We start from the raw sequence: 20,077 nt of genomic DNA on the forward strand, positions 1-20,077 counted from the left end.
TCGTGTGGGAACTAAAGCGTCCAGCAGCAGTTCAGGTGGGTCATCAGACAGTGATGGTCCTGCACCACACCCTCTCCAGCCAATAGCCTCCCCCCTCTCTCGCGTCCTCTTCGCGCCGCTCGCCTCCCCTCTGGAGGTGCAGCAATGAACTCCCCCATCGAGAAGTACCTCAGCACCAATTGCCTGCTATTGACCACGAATCAAGCAGCAGAGATGTTGAATTTCAAACCCCAGACGCTACGCAAGTGGGCATCTACAGGCGCATATCCATCCGGCCTTAAACCCCAGAAGATTGGTGGATCTCTGCGTTGGCCAATCGAGCAAGTTACTGCACTTGTGATGGATAAGGGGCAAAAAAATGACGAATGATTTTTATTTGGATTTTGATACGCCTCGCTTCCCCATTCGCCAGCTACCTCAGCTACTTCGAGAGGCAGTCTCAGAAGTACAGCTCATCATACAGGCTCCAATTCCTCTGATTGTGTCGAGTGCTCTCAGTGCTCTATCACTCGTCTGCCAGGGAAGAACAAATGTTCGTATGCCAACAGGGTCCTGCGTGCCCACCTCCCTGATGCTGCTCTGCATCGCAGAGTCAGGTGAACGAAAATCCACGACAGAGAACATTTTTCTAGCTCCCATCCGAGCTTTTCAGATAGCTAAACATGAAAGTTATCAAATACGGAGGAGAGAGTGGGAGGTTCAAGCCAGCATTTGGGAAACCAAAGAACGGGCGCTCCTGAAAGCCATAGCCAAGAAAATGCAGAACAACGAGGAAACCGTAGCAGAAGAACAACTACTGAAAGAGCTCGCAGCACAGAAGCCCACGGCACCTCGCTCATTCAAGATGCTATTCGATGACACGAGCTCAGCCGCCCTATTCTCCAGTCTCAGCACAGACCTACCATCGGTGGGACTGATATCAAGTGAGGGAGCAAGCATCTTGAAAAGCCAAGCGTTCAGCGACTTCCCGAAGCTGAATGCCATGTGGAGCGGTGACACCATTACCGTTAATCGTGCAAAAGGAGGGCAAAATTATAGCCTTCATGACTGCCGGTTGACTGTATCAGTCATGGTGCAACCAGCCCCCTTTGAGGCCTACATGAAGCAGCAAGGAGATGTCACGACAGGAGCAGGTCTATGGGCGCGCTTCCTCGTTTGTAAACCCACATCAACTCAGGGGCAACGTTTTCAGGGACACACCCCTCCATTACAAGAACATCAGAAGCAATTTACTGACCGTCTAACCGAAATACTGGAGCAAAATATAGTCCTACTTGAAAAATCTGAAAATGAAAAGAACGTGGTTGAGTTTTCAGATGATGCGCAAAATTTATGGAGGGATGTTTCTGACTGGATAGAGGCTGAAATCGCAAAGGGTGGCCTATATGCTGAAGCAAAGGGCCATGCTTCAAAGCTGGCAGAAAATATTGCTAGGGTAGCTGCACTTTTCCATGTCATCGAAGGCACATCAGGCCCGATCCTAGTAAAAACGCTAGACAGTGCCATCGCCACCTGCCTATGGTTTTCAAGGCAATATATAAATATATTTGTACCAATCCCTCAAGAACAGATAGATGCAGAAGAGTTAGGGACATGGCTAGATGAAAGATGGGAAAGGTCCACCCGTCCAATAGAAAAAAATTACATTCTCAAGTTTGGCCCAAGCAAAATGAGGAGGGACCAAAGAATGAGCAAAGCCATTTCTGTCCTAGAAAAGGCTGGGGCCATTCGCGTTTACAGGGAATCACGATTCGGTAGAACAAACAATCGCATATACTATACTGAGTTCGTTGAGCCAGGACCAAATAGTCACTTAATAATCCCACTTTCTTTTTACAAGGGAAATTATAATTTCTAAGCACCGATCTATTACATAAAGTTGCTATTCCTGCTACTTGTAGCAGGAATAGCGTGTCGCAATGATCATAAAAATTTCACACCGCATTCACCACATGATTTTTTATCAATTAAAAACAAGTCTGTATATTATGGAAAGTTATAAAAACTAGGCTAACACAGACATAAACTTAAAATCACCACACTCAAAGCATGTGAATTCACAATCTCGGTTTTGGTATATATTTATCATTACAACTCTCTTTAGTTTAATAAAGTTTATATCTGCCTGCCAAACCATCAAGAAGATAAACATCTTGAGCACTAGTTACAGGAGAAGCCACAATGTGGTCGCAAGAAGCAAATAGTTCCTACTCATTCGAAGAGTTACTAACAGAGTGCCATCCAAAACCACAGCCAGCCACATTTCAGAGTGGCGTAGACTATCTGAACGCTCTCTGGGAGCATGGCCCTTCAAAGATGCTATTTGTTAGAGTTGATTTAGGCATTCGAGTTGAATATCAATCAAGCATGCACTTTATCGAATTTTGTGATTACTTCAAGAGAATGATCGCAAACAGACGCAGCAAACCCAGCATCTTTAGGTACTACGTCGGTATGATCTGGCGCTTAGAATGGACCAGCGACAAATCTTATCACTATCACTGCCTATTCATCTTTGACGGAGCACGAGTACGGAATGCGGTTTACTACGGAGATGCCATTGGAGATTACTGGATGAAAAACATTACGGAAGGGATTGGCACATATTGGAATAGCAACAGAGAGGCAGACAACTTCCCTGAATCAGGAATCGGCATGATTGATCGCCGAGATATCAGGAAGCGCCATATTTTGATCACAAGGGTCCTAGCGTACTTGACCAAACCAGATTTTGAAATACGCGAAGCCATTTTGGAAGATGCCATAGGGCTTGGCTGCCCGCATCAGGCGAGACACGTGCGAACGTTCGGCACTAGCAATTTGGCTTTACACAGATTTACGGTGACACAGAGAAGCTGACGTATGCAAAATTTCTTTTGTAACTTTCTTCTAGAAAAAGCCCCCGCAAGCCTGCTTGCACCCTTCCGCACAGATAAGATGGCATGGCGGATTGCCCCGACCGCAGTATGCTGCCCTCCCCTATGATTTGAGCATAGAAAGATATTCATGAGCACACAGCAGTTCAGCTCTGAATTCAAAGAAGAAGCCGTGAGCCCGGACAACTCAGAGAAACAAGCCGCCAAGCAAATCAAGAGCAAATTTTTACTGGATCATTACACGAAAGCCTTCACCAGATGGCGCAACTGCGTTGCACAGAAGAAGAGAAAGATATTATAAAAATCCACACGTTACTTTGCCAGTAAATCCGAGTAAGGTACCGCTTCATGAACGGGCATCGACATACTTGGCAGCTGACAACCATGTACCGTTTACTGCAAGTAGCCCGTGCCGGCTGCTATTAATGGCTACATTATCCTGGATAGATAAGAGTGCTAATTATCAACCTGCGCTATTTTGTTCAAACCCTGCTTTTGCCTACGAGCGACCAGCACCGGCACCCCATCGCTAGCCAAGGCCGTTATCATCTCCACCCCAAAAACCTCTCCCACTTGGGCAGGTTGCAACACGGTGTGTACTGGACCAGATGCTAGCACTCTACCCTGCCGGAGCAGAACGGCTTGGTCAGCATGCCGTAATGCTGCATTCAGATCGTGCAATATCAACAACGTAGTCAGGTTCCGTTGTCGAGTCAGAACGCCAATCATCTCCAGCACTTGTAACTGGTGCTGTATATCGAGTGCGCTGATTGGCTCGTCCAGTAGCAGGAGCCTCGGCTCGCGTGCCAAGGCTTGAGCCAGAAAGACCATCTGCCTTTGCCCACCACTTAGGCTACCTATCGCCCTACTCGCAAGGGGTAGCAAGCCCAGCTCATCAAGGACCCGACAAGCAGCTTCCCGGTCAGGCTCGTTTACACTCAAGCCCAGCCGTGTCAAACGCCCCATGAGCACAACTTCCAAGATACTGAGTGAACTATTGCACGCACAATCTTGGGGCAGATAGCCGATAGCTGGCGATAGCATGGCCTTTCGGGTTGGGGAACGAACGATACCATCCTGTAGCACCTGGCCTGTGTGAGGCAATAAGCCAGCTAACGCACGCAGCAAGGTGGTTTTACCGGAGCCATTCGGGCCAATCAGGGTAGTAATGCTACCAGCATGAGCGCTGAAGCTGATGTCGTGCAGAACACGCAGTCCTCCCAGTTCGACCGAGAGCCCTTGGGTTGTGATATTCACCAGTACCTCGTTTTTGAACGCAAGATCAGCAGCAGGAAGAATGGCACACCAAGCGTGGCTGTGACGATGCCGATCGGGATCAGTGCACCAGGAGAAATAAGCTTGCCCGCCACTGAAGCAGCCGACAGTAGCAGCGCCCCAGCAAGAGCAGAACCTGGCAGCAGGAAACGGTGGTCTTCGCCGACCAAGAAACGTGAAATATGCGGGGCGATGAGGCCGATAAAACCAATGGTACCGACAAACGCCACTGCAGCACCGGTCAGCACCGATACCATAGCTAGTGCCCGCAGCCGCAGGGCTGGTACGTTGACACCCAGACTGCGGGCCCGCTCGTCCGATAGGCGCAATGCCGTCAGTGCCCAAGCATCGCGCAGCAGAAGTGGAAAGCTCCCCCCTAGGGTGATGGCAACGGTAGTCAGCTTGGACCAAGTAGCCTTGTACAGGCTGCCAAACAGCCAGAACACGATTTGCTGTAGAGCCTCGGGCGAGGCTAGGTACTGTAGCAGCGACAGCAGCGCCTGAAATAGGAACAACAGCGCGATGCCAGCCAATACGAACGCGTCGGCCCCTCCCCCTTTGACGCTGCCGATCAGAAGTACAGCCCCGCAGGCAAGCCCGGCAAATAGAAAGGCCGCCAGCGGCATGGCCAAGGTTTCCGGCATCGGCAAGGCCGTACCCAGTACGATCACTAGAGCCGCTCCGAAACCGGCACCAGCCGAAATTCCCAGCGTGTAACTACTAGCGAGCGGGTTGTTTAGCACGGTCTGCATGATTGCACCGGACAGACCCAAGGCTGCTCCAACAACCAAGGCCATCAGCGCCACCGGCAGACGGATACTATGTACGATGACTGCAGTCGCCCGATCTACCTCACCACCGATTAGCGCCTGCAGCACCTTGAGCGGTGCCAATAAGGCTGGGCCTGTAGCCACATCAAGGACGAGGGAGGCGAAGAGAGCCACAGAACCCGCCAGTAGTACAAGCAGGCGTCGGGTGCTTCGTCGCTGCTCATGGGCCAATGTTAATGCCAGTGTACTCATGGTTTTAGGGACACCATCCAGCTGCCGCTGTATTTCACCGGCAGATAACGTTTGTGATAGCGGCGTAGTTCGGCCACGGGATCTACATCTGCGAATTGGGCCGGATACAACTGTTTAGCGATGAACTGGATAGCAGTAAAATCAAACAGAGTACGGCAAAGGCCATGGTCAAACGCGTAAATATGGTTGTTCTTCACTGCTGACAGATCTCCCCAGCCGGCGCGGCGCGCATAGGGAGCCAAAGTCGAACGAGCAGTGGCATCATTGGAGGCGTAGCCCAGTCTCACTGCTTTGGGGCGATTGCTCCAGGATGAACCGGCGATAAAGACATAATCCGGGTTAGCTGCCAGTACCAGCTCTGGGTTTAGTGGGCCCCAACTGCCAGCGATCTGCCCGTTCGCAAGGTTATTGCCGCCGACAGTGTCGATGATTTTGCCCCACATGGTGTCGCGGTAGGTGTTGCCGATAGTGTCGGCACCGTCGCGTCCCAGTTCAACGTAAACCTTCGGCTTTCTGGCCGGATGAGCCATGGCCACACGCCTCATGATATCGTTGTACTTCTGTTCGTACAGTTTGGCCAACTCTTCGGCACGGGCACCGTTACCCATTACAGCGCCGAGGACTCGGGTGCTTGCCAAGTGCTTGGCCAATGTCTGGGCATTGTAGTCGATGACTACGACCGGGATGCCTGCGGCAGAAAATTGCTCAGCTGCGTGCCCCAGAGAGCTATAGCTCCACTCCGGCAAGATCAGAACATCTGGCTTCAGGGCAATCACTTTTTCTGCACTAAATGTGTTGTCGTCGGTAAAACCGACATCCGGCATGACTTTCAGGTTAGGAATAACCTCGATGTAGCGGCTCCAATTGCCACTTCGCCAGCCAGCCCACCCAGTTTTACTGATGCCTACTACGTGTTTCCAGGCACCAGCACCAGCCACCGCAGTAAATTCCTCGAAGTTGAAGCCCAACACAACCCGTTTGGCGGGCACGTCGACGGTGATTTTTCGTCCTAGCACATCGGTTACTGTTTGCGGCTTGGCCCAGGCTCCGACTGCTCCCAGCGCCAGTGATGCACTCAATATCCAGCAAGAAAAGCAGCCCCGTTTCAGCATCGAATTTTTCCTACTCTTTTAATCAAGCCAGTCATTTTAGGTGAGTAGCACCACGAACAACTGCGACAAATTGTCACATCCCAACTACATTGGGAGAATACAGGCTTAGCAAGGAACAGATCTTGCTAGTTGTGAAAAATAAAGAAAATTTTATTATGCAAGAGAGAGCCAATATGACAGGTAAAAAAGCGGGGGGAGTACGTGGATGGAATTGCCCCATACTTCAGTGCAAGGTTTTTAACCAGATAAGCTGTTGCTTCTAACTACAGTGGACGTACCCCTGCGTTGAGTGCAGGCACCATAGGCTATAGAAACGTTCCATGCAGTAAAACAGCTCGGTCAGACATCCATTTGAGGACCGGAGAGCCCGCAAACCTTACTGCTAGCTCTTTAATGCTCTTCATGGCGCAGTCTCAACGTTTTCCCATGTTGCACACTATCTTGAAATCCGTCAGCCGCATCCGTAGCTGCTCGCTTGCGTACTGGCTGGCCTAGAATCTGGTATCGAAGAAGCAAGGCACAATCTGACCACTTGCCGCAAAAATAGCCCCGGGCAATACGCACTTGGTCGAAAGATTGCGCAGCAGCAGGGGCAAAGGTGCGATATTCATAAAGAGGAGGAGGCATCCCACCTTCTGACCAGACGGAACAGCAACCCCCCCGCTAGCATACCGCAGGCCGCCAGCACCAGCCACAGCCACAGAGGCGGAACACGCCCCCCCTCACCAAGAGCAAAGCCCACCGCCACGTTACCGATAAGTGCCACACAACCGCCAACGCTCGCATAAAAACCGTAATGTCCGCCGAGAGCCCGACTGTCAGCGAAGGAAGGCAGAAACGCGGCAAACAGCGGGAAACACAGAATGGACCCGAGCGACAGGCAAGCCGCCTGCAGCAATGCCGCCGTGACAGGCCAGGCCGCGAGCAACGGCAGGAGCAGATAGCTCATCCCCATCAGCCCCAGCCCCAGTCCCATCGCCCACGCCACACCAAGCCGGCGCCGGACCAGTTCGCTGGCCGGCAGTTGCAGCGTGACGCCAATCAGCGCCGACAAGGTGAATACGCCGCTCAGTAGGCCGGTGTCGTACCCATGGCTGCCGATATAGGCCGGCACGGCCAGATACAGCTGATGAAAAAGCAGTTGATAGCAGGCGGCCAGCAGAGTGAATGCCATGAAGGCCCGGTTACGGATCATGGCTGACCACTGGGCAAGGACGCCCTGCTCACGCCGGGCCGGATCAACCGGATCGCGCGGCAGCCAACGCCACTGCAGGATGGTCAGCAGCAGGAAAATCCCGCCAGCCGCCAGCCCGGTGACCGCATAGCTGATGCCGGTCAGCAGCATACCGACCAGCGGCCCCAGCAGCATGCCGGCCTCGCTAACCAGATTGTGCAGGGCGAATGCCTGCCGACGATGGGCATCATTACGGCATTCGGCCGCCAGGAAGGCATGGGCGCATGGCGTGAATAGCGCGCCGGCAAAACCTGTCAGAAAGGCGGCCACGAACAGCACCGGCAATGATACCGCCCAGCCTAGCAGCACGAAGCCAGCACTGCGAATCAGGCAGCCGAGGAGAATGGCCGGCCGGTAGCCGAGACGATCGCCAAGCATGCCGCCAAGCAGGAACAGTCCCTGCTGGCTGAACACTCGCATGCCCATCACCAGTCCGCTCGCCCAGCCGGTCAGACCCAGCGCCCCAAGATGCTGTGCCAGAAAAGGCATCATCATGTAGAAACCCAGATTGAAAGCCAGGCCGTTGCCCACCAGCATCCGGGCAGCAGGGCTCAGCGCCCGCCAGCCTTGCAACGCCGCACACCACAGCATGGGTTACCGGACCTGTCCCAGCAATTCATCCACACGCTGACTGTTGCTGTACATGCGGCCCTTGCTGGACTTCATGATCTCGCTGACCGCATCACGGTTGCTCGCCTCGCCGACCTGGATCAGGCCGATCATGCCCATCATCAGATGCGGCGGGCAGACATAGAAGTACAGTCCCGGCTGGTCAAGCGTCGCAGCATACGGCTGGTCTTCCTGACTGTTCCACGGCGCCACGCCGGCCGGGGTAGCCAGGCTGCGCACATAGTGACCGGTGTTGGCCGGCTCGAAGCGTACAGTATCTCCGGGTCGGGCATGGACGAAGGCCGGTTCGAAGATCATGCTGCCACCGTCGCCGGCGTTCAGCATGCGCACCACATGTTCGGCGGCAAGAACGGGCGGGCTCAGGCAGCAGCTTGCCGTCAGGGCCAGCAGGGTTTTCTGAATCAGGGTCATGGTGTCGGGTTCGCTTGTCTGAGGGTTCGTATATAGGGTTTGCCGTCGGTGCCCCGGTGGACTTCCACCGGGACCCGGTAGAGGCGGCTGATCAGTGCGGCATCGAGCACATCCTCAGGCGGACCGAAAGCCTGCAGGCGACCATCGGCCAGCACGATCAACCGGTCGGCGAACTGCGCAGCCAGGTTCAGGTCGTGCAGCACCACGATGCTGACCCAGCTCTGGCTTCGGGTCTGGCGATAAAGGTGTTCCATCAGGTGGGACTGGTGCTGGAGGTCGAGCGCGCTGACCGGCTCGTCTAACATCATGACCTGCGGATCGCGCAGCAGGACCTGGGCAAACAGCACCATCTGGCGCTGCCCGCCGCTAAGCGCATGCATTGACTGGTCGGCCAGATGCACAATGCCGAGCACTTTCAGCGCAGCCAGTGCTGCAAGGATGTCCTCATCGGAAAGCCGCATGCTGAGGCTGTCCAGCCGCCCGAGCACCACCGCTTCCAGCACGCTGAGATCAAGATCCAGCTGCGTGTTCTGTGGCATGTAGCCGAACAGGCTGCGCCAGTGATTGCCGCGTAACCGCGACAGACGCTTGCCCCGCAGGCAGACATCACCGCGCTGCAGCGGCAATTCGCCGAACAACGCGCGAAGCAGGCTGGTCTTCCCCGTGCCATTGGGGCCGATGACCACGTGAAGCTGGCCGGGAGCCAGTTGCAGACTCAGGTCGCGGACCAGCGTCTGTCCGCCAATGGACAGCGTCAGGTTGTCGAGTTCAAGCACGCTTGCGCCCCTTCCCGAGGATCAGCCAGATAAAGAACGGCACGCCGATCAGGGCGGTCACGATGCCGATAGGGAACAGGGCTCCCGGCACGATGGACTTTGACAGCACCGAGGCAGTGGACAGCATGCAGGCGCCGCACAGGGCCGACAGCGGGATCAGGTAGCGCTGGTCCTCACCGATCAGCATGCGTGCGATATGCGGGGCCACCAGACCGATAAAGCCGATGATGCCGACGAAGCTGATGGCGGTCGCTGTCATCAGCGCAACCAGGATCAGCGTTTTCAGCCGCAGGCGAGTGACGTCCACCCCCAGGCTGCGCGCACGCGCCTCGCCGAGCCGCAGGCAGGTCAGCTTCCACGCATCGCGATACAGCATCACGGCACAGAGGGCTGTCACACAGGTGGTGATCAGCAGTGAACTCCAGGTGGTGCGCATCAGGCTGCCAAACAGCCAGAAGAGGATCTGCTGACTCAGCTCTGGCGAGGACATGAACTGCAGCAGGGACAGCAGCGACTGGAACAGGAACAGCAGCGCGATTCCGGCCAGGATGATGGTCTGGCTGCTGACATGGCGCATCAGCGCAAGGCCAAACAACAGGCTGGCCGCTAGCATGCAGCAGACAAAGGCGCCAATCGGGATGGCAATCAGCGGCGGCAGGCCGAAACCTCCGCTGTGGAGCGCCAGTGCGGCACCGAGGCCTGCAGCGGCAGCCAGACCCAGGGTATACGGGCTGGCCAGCGGGTTATCGAGCAGGGTCTGCATCTGCGCGCCGCCGAGCCCGAGCGCAGCGCCCACTGCCAACGCCATCAGCGCAATCGGCAGGCGCATGTCCATGACGATGGCCCGGGTCATCGGGTCGGCAGAGTACGGGGACAGCAGGGTAACCAGCACGTCTTCCAGCCCGAGCAGCGAAGGCCCGGTGGCGACATCCAGCAGCAGGCTGCCGAAAATCAGCAGGATGAAAAGCAGTAGAAACCGCTTGCGGCGGTATTCGCGTTGACGCTGTCGCAACAGCGCCGCGTCCAGCACGAGTGAATCATTCATGGAACCGGTCCGGAAATGCCATGACTGACGGACAGGCAGGCCTTGTGCCGCCTGTCCGTTGAAGGGCGGGATTACATACCGACGGTGAACGTGCCGTTGGCGGCAACCGGCAGATAGCGCCTATAGAAGTTCAGGTAATTGGCTTCCGGGTTGATGTCCCGGAACAGGTCCGGATACATCGCCTTGGCCATGAACTGCACCATGGTGTAATCCATCACCGTGCGCGAGGCGCCCTGATAGACGCCGTACACACGCTTGTTCTTGACCGCTGGCAGATTGCTCCAGCCGTTGCGCTGGGTAAACGCCGTCAGCCGTTGGGCAGCCAGCTTGCGGTCCACGCCCTGCCCGATCAGCATCGACGTCGGGTTCCTGGTCGACTCGGTGCCGGCGACAAAGACCACATCGGGCTGCGAAGCCAGCACCTTCTCGGGATTCATCGGTCCGTACCATTCGACGAACGGTGCGGCAATATTGTCGCCGCCGGCCAGTGCGCCCAGCGGACCCCACATGCCCTTGCCGTAAGTGAAGCTGTATTCGGCCGGGCCCTTGTTGCCGAATTCGACATAGAAGCGCGGCTTTGGCAGCCTGGCTTTGGCAATGCGCGACTGCACCTGGTCGACTGCGTGCCTGTACTCGTTTACCACCTGTTTCGCGCGCTTTTCGTCACCGGCGATCTTGCCGAGCAGCAGCGTACTCGCGTAGTGATTGGCCGGCAGTTCCATGTTGTAGTCGACCACCACAACCGGCAGTCCGGCATCCTCCAGACGCTTCACATCCGGCCCCAAGCCCTTGTATTGCCAGTCGGCCAGCACCACTACGTCCGGCTTCAGCGCCAACACCTTTTCCACCGAGAAGGTCTGCACCTCAACTTCGCCCACATCGGGCAGGGTTTTCAGGGACGGCCGATGGGCCGTGAACAGCGCCCAGTTGGCCGGACGCCAGCCCTCCCAGGCCTCGCGCGAAATCCCGACCACCTTGTCGAACGCCTTTTCGCCACCGATCGCCATGTAATCCTCGAAGTAAAACGCCAGCACAACGCGCTTGGCCGGCAGATCCACTCTGACCTGGCGACCGAGTACATCCTTGACGACCTGCGGCGCAGCGTGTGCGAAAGAGGACAGCCCGAGCGACGTGACCAGCAGCACGGAAGAGAGCGCGGTTTGGATTTGCATGTGAATAATTTTTCAATTAATAATGACAATTATTATCATTAAAATGAGAATATGTGTCAAACTCATCGTCATGATGTACTAGACAGACTAACAACAAAGAGGCATTCCTGTTTGGCTTGACTCATGCCAGGCCATCGTTTGCCGCTTTCACAACCAACGGGTGCCACCGGGCGCCGATCCGCAAGGTGAAAAAACCTGATGATAAAAAACCGGAAACTGGCGCCATGCGCTGCCGCCATGACATTGCTGTGCGCCCTTCCCGTCCATGCAACAGTCGAGCAGGACAAGGCCGAAGGGCTGCTCGAAGGACAAAGCCTGCAGATCCTGAATCGTGCCCTGTACGAGGGGCTCGACTACCGGCATGGCGACCGCTTCTACAATCGCAAGCTGAAGGTCTACAGCGACCAGGCTGTAGAAGCCGGCTACGGGCTGATGGCAACGTATCAGTCCGGGTTTACACAGGGGATTGTCGGTTTCGGGGTGGATGCCCATGCATACGGCGCCGTCAACCTGAACCGCGACAACATCCACAATGGCCGTGAGCGCTATTTGCCGACCGAGGCAGACGGCGAATCTATGGACGACTACGGACGCGCTGGCGCGGCAGTCAAGATCCGCGCATCGTCCACCACGTTGAAATATGGCGAGATGCGCACAAAAAACCCGATCTTCAACTCGTCCGATACACGCTTGCTGCCCGAAACGAACACAGGCTGGCTGCTGACCAGCAAGAACATTCCGGATCTGTCGCTGCAGGCCGGTCACTTTACCGGCTGGTCTGACCGCACGGCCCGCCGGAACGACAATCCGCTGCGCGCCAACTACATTACGCGCGCAACCCGGAGTGGGGATTCGTTCAGCTTTGTTGGCGGTACCTGGAGTGCTCCAATAAAGGCCCTCAGCCTGACGGCCTACGCGGGCAATTTCGAGGACTTTTGGAATACCTATTACCTTGGCAGCACCTATAGCTGGCAACTGGCCAACAGACAATCGCTGTCCTACAACCTCAATATCTACCGCAATACGGACACTGGCAGTGCCTATGCTGGCAAAGTGGATAACACGACTTGGAGTTTGATGAGCACCTATGCGTTAGGTGCACACAAATTCGGCATCGGCTACCAGAAAGTCCATGGTGACACTCCGTTCGACTATGTGAACCGCGGCTCTATCTGGCTGGACAATGCAATGCAGATATCCGACTTCAATGGGCCGCACGAAGCCTCGTGGCAAGCTAAATACGAAGTAGATCTTGGCGAATGGTTCTCCCCCGGCCTAAGCGCCAGCATCGGCTACACGCGCGGCAGTGATATCGATGGCTCGAAGGCCGACCCCCGGGGTGCCTATGCCTACTATGGCAAGGACGGCAAGCACTGGGAACGCGACATGCTCGTACGCTACACGGTCAGGGACGGCGCGGCCAAAGGCCTGGCCTTCCACGTCCGCTACAGCGTGCACCGCAACAACGAAGCGCACCGGAAGCAGGGCGAATACAACATTGATCAGGTTCGTCTGGGCGTGGAGTTCCCGCTGTCGCTGTAAGGTAAGCGCCCGGCCAACGCCTCTTGAGGCCATGTTCAGTCCTGCTTAGTGTCCACCTCTTTTTGGTGGACACCATGCCGAAGACTGATCTCTCCTCTTTACGCCAACGGCGTTCTTATCCCAAATCCCTCAAGGCCCGAATCGTCGCCTAGTGTACCCAGCCCGACGCCTCGATTGCCGCGGTAACGCTGTCGCACGGTATCAACGCCAACCTGCAGCACAAGTGGATTCGCCTCGCACGTGCTCGTTGCCCTCAGTGCCCTATCGCACCAGAAGCCGGTACACATCCAGCCGCAAGCCAGATGACAGCGATTCAAAGATCGTGGTGGCTGTGTTTTTTCCACACGTTAACAATACAACAATAGTCGAAATAACAAAATGACGTTTTGCTTGCCAGCCAGCAAACAGTGAGGAGTTTGTCGGTACTTGCAGTGCAATCGGCTCCTGACATTCCGTGCAGTTGCCTTCTGAAAATGACAGCGGACGGCCTCGACGATGCAACGCCATCATCAACGCATCGGTCACCAATTGCGAGGTCATGTTGGCTTTCATCGACCAGCCGACGATGCGGCGCGAATACAAATCCATCACCGCAGCCACGTAGAGCTAGCCTTCTGCTGTCCAGACATAGGTGAAGTCTGCGACCCACTTCTGGTTGGGGGCGCTGGCCGTAAAGTCCCTGTCCAGTAGATTGGCGGCGATCATGTGCGCAGAGCGAGGCCCCGTATCCGTGGGGCAGCGGCGCCGCCTGGACCGTGCCACCAGCTTGGCTCCCCGCATCAGCCGTGCCACGCGATGTCGGCCACAGCGTTCGCCCCAATTGCGCAAATCACGCCATACTCGGGGGCTGCCATAGGTGCAATCACTCGCCTGGAAGCTCTCCCGGATACGGCTGATCAGCCGCTCATTGGTACACTGGCGAGCACTCGGCGAGCGGCCATGCCATTCGTAGAAGCCACTACGCGACACGCCCAACGCCAGGCATAAATCACTGACCGACCAGACCGTCCGATGACGGGAGATGAATGGATACTTCATGTCTGGTCCTTAGCAAAGTGATCCACCCCCTAACTCCTGAAAAAAGCCGAGAGTGCGTCAGATCGAGAAGCGGGAAACTTCCCTCTGCAGGCCAAGCGCCAGCGATTCGAGCTGGCTGGCTGCTTCGCGCGAGAATTGCACTGTCGACTGAGTTTCTTCAACCACACCGACTACACGCTCGACGTCGCCGGCCAGGTTGGTGCCGGCCTGACTCTGCTCTGCAACCGCTTCCGCAACACTTCGGAAGCGTGCCAAAGTCCGGCTCATACGGTCATTGATTTCGCCAAGAGCAGAGGCCAACTGGTCTACCTGGGAGACCCCGGCTTCGACCATCGGATTTACATGATCCATGACCTCGGAGACCGTCGCCGTTTCCTTGACTACAGCCTGGATAATGGTGGAAATTTCGTTAGTCGCCTGCGCCGTTCGCTCTGCCAGCTTGCGTACTTCGTCCGCAACCACGGCAAATCCTCGCCCCGCCTCTCCTGCACGTGCAGCTTCAATCGCCGCATTCAGCGCCAGCAGGTTTGTCTGGTCAGCAATATCACGGATGGTATCGGCAATACCGCTGATATTGCTCGTGCGCTCGGCCAGCAACACCACCTGGCTTGATGCGGTACCAATCTCACCGGAAATCGAGCAAATGCTTTCCGACACGTCATGGGCGACGGTCCGGCCCCGCTGGGCGAGCTCGGCCACACCGTGCGAATCGACCTCGGTTTCCCGTGCGTTCTCGGATATGTGATCGATACTGACCGACAGTTGCTCAATGGCCGCCGCTGCCGAAGAGGTCGATTCGTTGGCCGCCGTCGATGCGACATCCAGCTTGCCCATCTGCTCATTCATGCTGCGTGCAGTCTCAGCCAGTTGCCGGGACGACAGAGAGATTTGTTCAATCATGCCGCGCAGACTGGTCTGCATGGTGCGCATGACAGCCAGAAGGCTGTGCGGCTTACCGCGGGTCTGGATCTCGGTGGACAGATTGCCGCCGGCAATCGCCTCGACTACTTGAACTGCATAGGCTGGTTCACCACCGAGTGCGCCGACGATCTGCCGCGACATGGTCAGCGCCAGACCCGCAACCACAACCAGCACGGCGAAACCGATGCCCAGCAGCACCCACGCGCTGGCCCAGAAGGTTTTGGCGATGTCGTCGGTAAACATGCCAGTGCCCACAACCCAACCCCATGGCTCGAAGCGGTAGACGCCATTGAGTTTCGGCAACTCCTGCGTGCTGCCCTTGCGCGACGTCAGGATCTCGGTCAGCCCGTAGGTCACGCCGCCCTTCAGCGCGTCATTATAGGCGTCGACCGTGGTGCGCCCGTCGGGAAGTTTACTGCCGGTATCAACCTTGCCGATGCGCTCGGCCTTGGTATGTACGACCAGCACATTGTCGCGGGTGCGGGCGAAGTAATAGAAATCGTCGTACTTCATCATGTTCAGCGTCTGCGCTGCGCGGGCCTGGGCTTCCGCCAGGGTGAGCTTGCCCTGCTTTTCCTGGTCGGCGTAGTGCTTGAGGATGCCTTCCGCTGCTTTCAGTTGGCTGACGATGAACGTTTCTTTTTCGTGGGAAAGCGCGCTCCGGATGCTGTAGAGAGAGAAGCCCGCTAGCAACAGCAGGCCGAGAAAGCTCGCAAGAAGAATGACAATGAGTCGGGTGGAAACGCGCATGGTATGCCCTGTCTGGTATGACGGTGTTCAAGTAAACCCGTAGTGTTTATCGGAGTATCCATTACAGACATGAGCTGTTTGTTGTGATTATTACGGCGCCCTTGACCCCTCCCGAAAAACCATCTCGTTGCAGTGAATCTAATTGTGCCGACCGGCGCCTCTGGCATCCGGCACGGCGCTGTCGCTTATCTTCCGGTCGACGCAATATAGCGCTGACGCATCTGGTTGCGCTCATTGTAGCGCTCGACCAGCCGGTTGAAGCTGCGGGTTATATCGTCCAGATCACGCGATACGTTCTTTTTGCCGTCTCCCTGATCGCGCCGCAGGGTCTTGATCGACAATGCGAGGCTGTCGGCGGTGCTGGCAATGTCAAACCAGAACGGGTCTGCAGCCGTCTTGGCAGTTCCTGCAGCAGGCCGATTGGCTTCACCATATGCCTTAGCTTCTTCATAAGCCTTGGTATAAGCGGTTTCGACCACCTGCACGCTCTCTGCGGACATCTTGCCCGACGTCGACAGCGCCTCGATGGCATCGACGGCGACACGGGCCTGCAGCATCACGTTTTCGGTCTGCCACCAGATGTCCTTGCCGTTTTCCTTCTCCATGGCTGCCAGCATCTTGCGTTGCATATCCAGATTGCGGCCACTGATGATCTTGTGCATCTGTGATGAGGCCGAGAACAGGCGCTCGAACAGCGATCCGATCTGTTCGTCCAGCGCCTTGCCCCTCGCCTTGTTGTCGTCGCGATAGGACTGCTGGTCGTAGTAGGTGTCGAGTTCCGTAATCAGCGGTAGCAGTTCGCGCAAGGTCTGCAGATAGGCCTCTCCGGCCTTGTCGAGTTCCGGATCGGCCGGAGTTGCCTTAATGCCCTTTTCCAGACCGGCAATGCAGGTCTTGGCCCCCTGATAGCGGTCGCCATGCATGGTCAGGTAGAAGCGGGCGCGAAGATTGGGCGTGGGACCGCCGCGTACAAAGTCTGCATACATCCCACGATAGATCTGGTAACGCTCACCCCAGATGGAATCAACCCCATTGATGCACTGGATAAACGGTTCCATTTTGGCTTGCTGTGCCTCGTCTTCGGGTGACTGCCCCGGTGTGGATGCCGAGGACGAAACGACATTGTTGAATGATGGCAATACATCCAGTTTGTAAACAAACACTCCAAATGCAACCACACTGATAGCTACAACTTTTGCAGTAATCTTCACGGAATTTTCCATTTATTGAAATAATAACATGACACGGATAGCAATATCGGCGTGGGGTGACAGAACCAGAATGGGCTCAAAAAAATCGCCGGCAAGCGCCACGTATACAAACGCCATCCATGTACAGAAAATTTTACCTAATTTATCGCTAATAATCACGATTCATTTCCGTATCAGACGGTAAAGCCATGTGGCACTCAAAAAACCACAACGGAACATATACACATATTTGACATTGTCATAAAACAGAGATGCAGGGATATACTAGGCTATCTGGGCAGGAACGACTGCCACGAAAACGACGGCGCGCCTCCCCGAAATCCCGGCAAAGCGCGCCCGACACCTGAAAAAAACAGGGAATGCGTCAGATCGAGAAGCGAGCAACTTCCTTCTGCAAGCCAAGCGCCAGCGATTCAAGTTGCCGCGCCGCCTCGCGAGTAAACTGAACCGTCGACTGGGTCTCCTCGACCACGCCCACCACCCGTTCAACGTCACCGGCCAGATTGGTGCCGGCCTGGCTCTGCTCAGTCACCGCTTCTGCCACGTTACGGAAACGCTCCAGCGCACGCTCCATGCGGTCGTCGATATCACCCAGCGAAGCTGTTAGCTGGTTTACCTGGGTGACCCCGGCTTCGACCATCGGATTTACATGATCCATGACCTCGGAGACCGTCGCCGTTTCCTTGACTACAGCCTGGATAATGGTAGAGATCTCGTTAGTGGCCAACGCAGTGCGCTCGGCCAGCTTACGTACTTCATCCGCAACCACCGCGAATCCTCTCCCCGCCTCGCCTGCACGAGCAGCTTCGATCGCGGCATTCAGCGCCAGCAAGTTGGTCTGGTCGGCAATATCACGTATGGTGTCGGCAATACCGCTAATATTGCGTGTGCGTTCCGCCAGTGACACTACCTGGTTCGATGCAGTGCTAATTTCACCGGAGATGGAAAGAATATTGGCCGATACATCGTGAGCCGTGGTCCGGCCCTGCTGCGCCAATTCGGCCACACCACGCGAATCGATTTCGGTTTCACGGGCGTTCGCGGACACGTGGTCAATGCTGACCGATAGTTGCTCGATTGCGGCAGCGGCCGACGAGGTCGACTCGTTAGCAGCACTAGAAGCCTGCTCCAGTCGCTCCATTTGTTCACTCATGCTGTGCGCTGTATGTGCCAATTGGCCGGCCGACTGCGAGATCTGTTTGATAATGGCTCGCAAACTGATCTGCATGCTGCCCATCGCATCAATGAGCTTGCCCACCTCATCCCGGCTGCTAGCTGGCAAGGTGGTATGGAGTTCGCCGCTGGATATAGCCTGCGCCGCTACGATGGTCTGACCCAAGCGGGTTGTGACCCTCTTGGCAAATAGCCAGGACAGTGCCAGCGCCATCACGACCCCGAGCAGCAGCGCCATCAGCGCATCCCGGATACCGGCTGCAGCACTCTCAGCCGCCACCGCCGCAGCCCCCTTGGCGCCATCAGAGTTGATCCTGATCAGCGCATCGGTTTGGTCACGCAGTAGGTTGGCACGCTTGGTCCACTCCCCCTTGCTCAAGACCCGCGCTTCATCTTCCTTTCCGGACTGCATAAGGTGAACCGCCTGCTGAACGACCTCACGATAGCCGACGGCAGCTGCTACTGCCCCGTCATAGGCCTGTTTCTCCTCTGCACTGCTGATCAGCGGCTCATATTTCTTAAAAGCCTGCTCCAGTTTTCCATTCAACTCAGTCATCGAACCAGCAATTTTTGCATGCTCCTCTGGCGTATTCGGCTGCATGAATTCAAGGCTGCGGACGCGATAGCGTAGCCGCAGCTGGCTGATTTCTCCTGCAGCCTGTACCGATGGCAACCAGTTGCTCGCAATGGCATCAGTATTCTGACCGATGATGCGAATCTGCCAGATGCAGAAAAAAATGGCAGCAATCAGTATGCTAGCACTGGCGAGGAAGTTGACAATGAACTTTGCCCGCATGGAGATGTTGTCAAAAAAATTCATGATCGCGCTCAAATTTGGTTTTAGCTACGTCGATTTCCATTCCCGGGACAAGTACTTCAGTATTTCTACGGATATGAGATCTTGCCCACTTGGAATAATGAAACTAGGGCAAGCTCAGCGCAACAGTAATGCAAAGAGAAAGCTATTATCCAAGCAACCTGTTCGATTTTTGGTATGCCAGCCGCCCCTCAGCGTGCCTACAGCATTTTTTTTAATACAAAAAATGTCATTTAGATATAAATATCTAGCTGGTGGTGATTTGACTATTCGCCAACTAGACGAGAGTGCGCTCACGATGCGTATCCGCGAAATCACAGTCCCCATATGCATTGCGGCTGGCCGCGAATCGACACCCTTCTGCGCAGTGAAGGGCGGAAAGGACTATCACAAGCGTGCAGCGAGTATTCCACTGCGAGCAAGGTTTGTTCTTACACAATAAACTGACCTGCAGTCGGAAGCCCTGGGCGATTCAAGTTGGTGAGCCACAATAAAAAAAGCCCAGCCACTAGGGCCGGGCCAACCTCGGAACAATCTGCTACAGCAGACGCAAAACTGCCAACAGCAGCGCCGTGATCGACGCCGTCGTGCCCAGCAGCCAGCGCGGCAGTTTCGCCTGGGGGGCGAAACCGACGCCGCGCACAAACCCCGCGCTCATCGACCAGAACACCAGTAGTGCGGCCACATGGTCGGCGCGGCCGTCATGCAGTGTCAGCAAAGCGGGATAAGCCACCATGGACAGCATGATCAACAAAGCCAGCAACAGCAGCGGCAATTGCATGCCAGGTTCTAGCGCCGATGACGCATCGGTATGTTCAGTCATCATCACTCGCCGGCGCCAGAGATGCCTGACGCGCATCCTCATGCTCGCCCCACATTGCATTGAGGATGGCGAGCAGCACGGCAAAGCCTATGCCTAAAGTCCAAGCGAAATACCACATATAAATGCTCCTCAGTAGGCACTGTGATCGTGCTCACGCACATAGGCGGCGGTGACCTTGCCGCGCATCACGCTGTAGGCCCAGCGCGTATAGACGATGATGGTCGGCATGAAGATCAGCGTCGCCACCAG

19 protein-coding genes and 1 pseudogene are annotated in these 20,077 nt (G+C 55.8%); 6 read left to right on the plus strand and 14 right to left on the minus strand.

Features of this window, described 5'->3' with window-relative positions:
- The first annotated feature begins 144 nt into the window (after nt 1-144).
- The 4 genes from DFO50_RS15200 to DFO50_RS19235 all read left to right on the plus strand — a co-directional run bounded on the left by DFO50_RS15200 (nt 145) and on the right by DFO50_RS19235 (nt 3,177).
- The gene (locus DFO50_RS15200; RefSeq protein WP_084299975.1) at nt 145-369 is read left to right on the plus strand and encodes a helix-turn-helix domain-containing protein; all 225 of its coding nucleotides are present in this window, start codon (nt 145-147) and stop codon (nt 367-369) included.
- A complete protein-coding gene (locus DFO50_RS15205) occupies nt 359-1,858 on the plus strand; it encodes a YfjI family protein (protein WP_084299973.1) in 1,500 nt (499 codons plus the stop codon). Before DFO50_RS15200 ends, DFO50_RS15205 begins: the two co-directional genes overlap by 11 nt.
- 323 nt (nt 1,859-2,181) lie before the next feature.
- A complete protein-coding gene (locus DFO50_RS15210) occupies nt 2,182-2,859 on the plus strand; it encodes an inovirus-type Gp2 protein (protein WP_084300377.1) in 678 nt (225 codons plus the stop codon).
- 147 nt (nt 2,860-3,006) lie between these two features.
- Complete coding sequence (locus tag DFO50_RS19235; RefSeq protein ID WP_158537481.1) at nt 3,007-3,177, plus strand: hypothetical protein; 171 nt, start codon at nt 3,007-3,009, stop codon at nt 3,175-3,177.
- Nucleotides 3,178-3,332: 155 nt separating this feature from the next.
- Here DFO50_RS19235 and DFO50_RS20005 read toward each other — a convergent pair whose 3' ends face one another.
- The 8 genes from DFO50_RS20005 to DFO50_RS15250 form a co-directional block, all read right to left on the minus strand.
- On the minus strand, nt 3,333-4,133 hold the full coding sequence (locus tag DFO50_RS20005; RefSeq protein ID WP_036386811.1) for an ABC transporter ATP-binding protein: 801 nt from the start codon (nt 4,131-4,133) through the stop codon (nt 3,333-3,335).
- Entirely contained in the window at nt 4,130-5,173 is a 1,044-nt protein-coding gene (locus DFO50_RS15220) for an iron ABC transporter permease (protein ID WP_028500309.1), read from the minus strand. The genes DFO50_RS20005 and DFO50_RS15220 overlap by 4 nt, the downstream gene beginning before the upstream one ends.
- Entirely contained in the window at nt 5,170-6,285 is a 1,116-nt protein-coding gene (locus DFO50_RS15225; protein WP_036386805.1) for an ABC transporter substrate-binding protein, read from the minus strand. Before DFO50_RS15225 ends, DFO50_RS15220 begins: the two co-directional genes overlap by 4 nt.
- A 607-nt stretch (nt 6,286-6,892) precedes the next feature.
- Nucleotides 6,893-8,110, minus strand: a complete 1,218-nt coding sequence (locus DFO50_RS15230; protein ID WP_028500307.1) for an MFS transporter — start codon at nt 8,108-8,110, stop codon at nt 6,893-6,895.
- A 3-nt stretch (nt 8,111-8,113) separates the two neighbouring features.
- Complete coding sequence (locus DFO50_RS15235; RefSeq protein WP_112692821.1) at nt 8,114-8,560, minus strand: plastocyanin/azurin family copper-binding protein; 447 nt, start codon at nt 8,558-8,560, stop codon at nt 8,114-8,116.
- Nucleotides 8,557-9,336 carry an ABC transporter ATP-binding protein gene (locus DFO50_RS15240; protein WP_028500305.1) on the minus strand — a complete coding sequence of 260 codons (780 nt, stop codon included), beginning with the start codon at nt 9,334-9,336 and terminating at the stop codon, nt 8,557-8,559. Before DFO50_RS15240 ends, DFO50_RS15235 begins: the two co-directional genes overlap by 4 nt.
- Nucleotides 9,329-10,381: an iron ABC transporter permease gene (locus DFO50_RS15245; protein ID WP_028500304.1), complete on the minus strand. Its 1,053-nt coding sequence runs from the start codon at nt 10,379-10,381 to the stop codon at nt 9,329-9,331. The genes DFO50_RS15240 and DFO50_RS15245 overlap by 8 nt, the downstream gene beginning before the upstream one ends.
- Before the next feature lie 71 nt (nt 10,382-10,452).
- Nucleotides 10,453-11,553 carry an ABC transporter substrate-binding protein gene (locus DFO50_RS15250; protein WP_112692822.1) on the minus strand — a complete coding sequence of 367 codons (1,101 nt, stop codon included), beginning with the start codon at nt 11,551-11,553 and terminating at the stop codon, nt 10,453-10,455.
- 237 nt (nt 11,554-11,790) lie between these two features.
- On the opposite strand from DFO50_RS15250, the gene DFO50_RS15255 reads away from it, so the two are divergent.
- Complete coding sequence (locus tag DFO50_RS15255) at nt 11,791-13,095, plus strand: OprD family outer membrane porin (RefSeq protein ID WP_112692823.1); 1,305 nt, start codon at nt 11,791-11,793, stop codon at nt 13,093-13,095.
- Nucleotides 13,096-13,575: 480 nt separating this feature from the next.
- Here DFO50_RS15255 and DFO50_RS15265 read toward each other — a convergent pair.
- The 4 genes and pseudogenes from DFO50_RS15265 to DFO50_RS15280 all read right to left on the minus strand — a co-directional run.
- Nucleotides 13,576-14,142 (minus strand): annotated as a pseudogene (locus tag DFO50_RS15265) (IS3 family transposase); the annotation flags it as partial.
- A 48-nt stretch (nt 14,143-14,190) separates the two neighbouring features.
- Complete coding sequence (locus DFO50_RS15270; protein WP_112692825.1) at nt 14,191-15,804, minus strand: methyl-accepting chemotaxis protein; 1,614 nt, start codon at nt 15,802-15,804, stop codon at nt 14,191-14,193.
- A 185-nt stretch (nt 15,805-15,989) separates the two neighbouring features.
- Nucleotides 15,990-17,015 (minus strand): DUF3829 domain-containing protein, encoded by a 1,026-nt coding sequence (locus tag DFO50_RS15275; RefSeq protein ID WP_158537482.1) that lies wholly within the window; start codon nt 17,013-17,015, stop codon nt 15,990-15,992.
- A 364-nt stretch (nt 17,016-17,379) separates the two neighbouring features.
- Nucleotides 17,380-19,008 carry a methyl-accepting chemotaxis protein gene (locus tag DFO50_RS15280; protein ID WP_112692827.1) on the minus strand — a complete coding sequence of 543 codons (1,629 nt, stop codon included), beginning with the start codon at nt 19,006-19,008 and terminating at the stop codon, nt 17,380-17,382.
- Between DFO50_RS15280 and DFO50_RS18975 the strand changes: the two genes are divergently transcribed.
- Nucleotides 18,968-19,447: a hypothetical protein gene (locus tag DFO50_RS18975; protein ID WP_146745119.1), complete on the plus strand. Its 480-nt coding sequence runs from the start codon at nt 18,968-18,970 to the stop codon at nt 19,445-19,447. The genes DFO50_RS15280 and DFO50_RS18975 overlap by 41 nt on opposite strands.
- 96 nt (nt 19,448-19,543) lie before the next feature.
- Here DFO50_RS18975 and DFO50_RS15285 read toward each other — a convergent pair whose 3' ends face one another.
- A complete protein-coding gene (locus tag DFO50_RS15285; RefSeq protein ID WP_233495282.1) occupies nt 19,544-19,786 on the minus strand; it encodes a cyd operon YbgE family protein in 243 nt (80 codons plus the stop codon).
- Nucleotides 19,787-19,820: 34 nt separating this feature from the next.
- Nucleotides 19,821-19,946: a cytochrome bd-I oxidase subunit CydX gene (gene cydX, locus DFO50_RS15290; protein ID WP_112692829.1), complete on the minus strand. Its 126-nt coding sequence runs from the start codon at nt 19,944-19,946 to the stop codon at nt 19,821-19,823.
- Nucleotides 19,947-20,077 lie beyond the last annotated feature (131 nt).

This window comes from Microvirgula sp. AG722, assembly GCF_003269145.1.
In the GTDB taxonomy this organism is placed as follows: Bacteria; Pseudomonadota; Gammaproteobacteria; order Burkholderiales; family Aquaspirillaceae; genus Microvirgula; species Microvirgula aerodenitrificans.

Coding starts and splice junctions, on each gene's coding strand:
- cydX (WP_112692829.1), bottom strand. CDS start 19,946: ATGTGGTATTTCGCTTGGACTTTAGGCATAGGCTTTGCCGTGCTGCTC.
- DFO50_RS15235 (WP_112692821.1), bottom strand. CDS start 8,560: ATGACCCTGATTCAGAAAACCCTGCTGGCCCTGACGGCAAGCTGCTGC.
- DFO50_RS15205 (WP_084299973.1), top strand. CDS start 359: ATGACGAATGATTTTTATTTGGATTTTGATACGCCTCGCTTCCCCATT.
- DFO50_RS15255 (WP_112692823.1), top strand. CDS start 11,791: ATGACATTGCTGTGCGCCCTTCCCGTCCATGCAACAGTCGAGCAGGAC.
- DFO50_RS15210 (WP_084300377.1), top strand. CDS start 2,182: ATGTGGTCGCAAGAAGCAAATAGTTCCTACTCATTCGAAGAGTTACTA.
- DFO50_RS15225 (WP_036386805.1), bottom strand. CDS start 6,285: ATGCTGAAACGGGGCTGCTTTTCTTGCTGGATATTGAGTGCATCACTG.
- DFO50_RS15280 (WP_112692827.1), bottom strand. CDS start 19,008: ATGAATTTTTTTGACAACATCTCCATGCGGGCAAAGTTCATTGTCAAC.
- DFO50_RS15200 (WP_084299975.1), top strand. CDS start 145: ATGAACTCCCCCATCGAGAAGTACCTCAGCACCAATTGCCTGCTATTG.
- DFO50_RS15270 (WP_112692825.1), bottom strand. CDS start 15,804: ATGCGCGTTTCCACCCGACTCATTGTCATTCTTCTTGCGAGCTTTCTC.
- DFO50_RS15250 (WP_112692822.1), bottom strand. CDS start 11,553: ATGCAAATCCAAACCGCGCTCTCTTCCGTGCTGCTGGTCACGTCGCTC.
- DFO50_RS15220 (WP_028500309.1), bottom strand. CDS start 5,173: ATGAGTACACTGGCATTAACATTGGCCCATGAGCAGCGACGAAGCACC.
- DFO50_RS19235 (WP_158537481.1), top strand. CDS start 3,007: ATGAGCACACAGCAGTTCAGCTCTGAATTCAAAGAAGAAGCCGTGAGC.
- DFO50_RS15230 (WP_028500307.1), bottom strand. CDS start 8,110: ATGCTGTGGTGTGCGGCGTTGCAAGGCTGGCGGGCGCTGAGCCCTGCT.
- DFO50_RS18975 (WP_146745119.1), top strand. CDS start 18,968: ATGAACTTTGCCCGCATGGAGATGTTGTCAAAAAAATTCATGATCGCG.
- DFO50_RS15245 (WP_028500304.1), bottom strand. CDS start 10,381: ATGAATGATTCACTCGTGCTGGACGCGGCGCTGTTGCGACAGCGTCAA.
- DFO50_RS15285 (WP_233495282.1), bottom strand. CDS start 19,786: ATGCAATTGCCGCTGCTGTTGCTGGCTTTGTTGATCATGCTGTCCATG.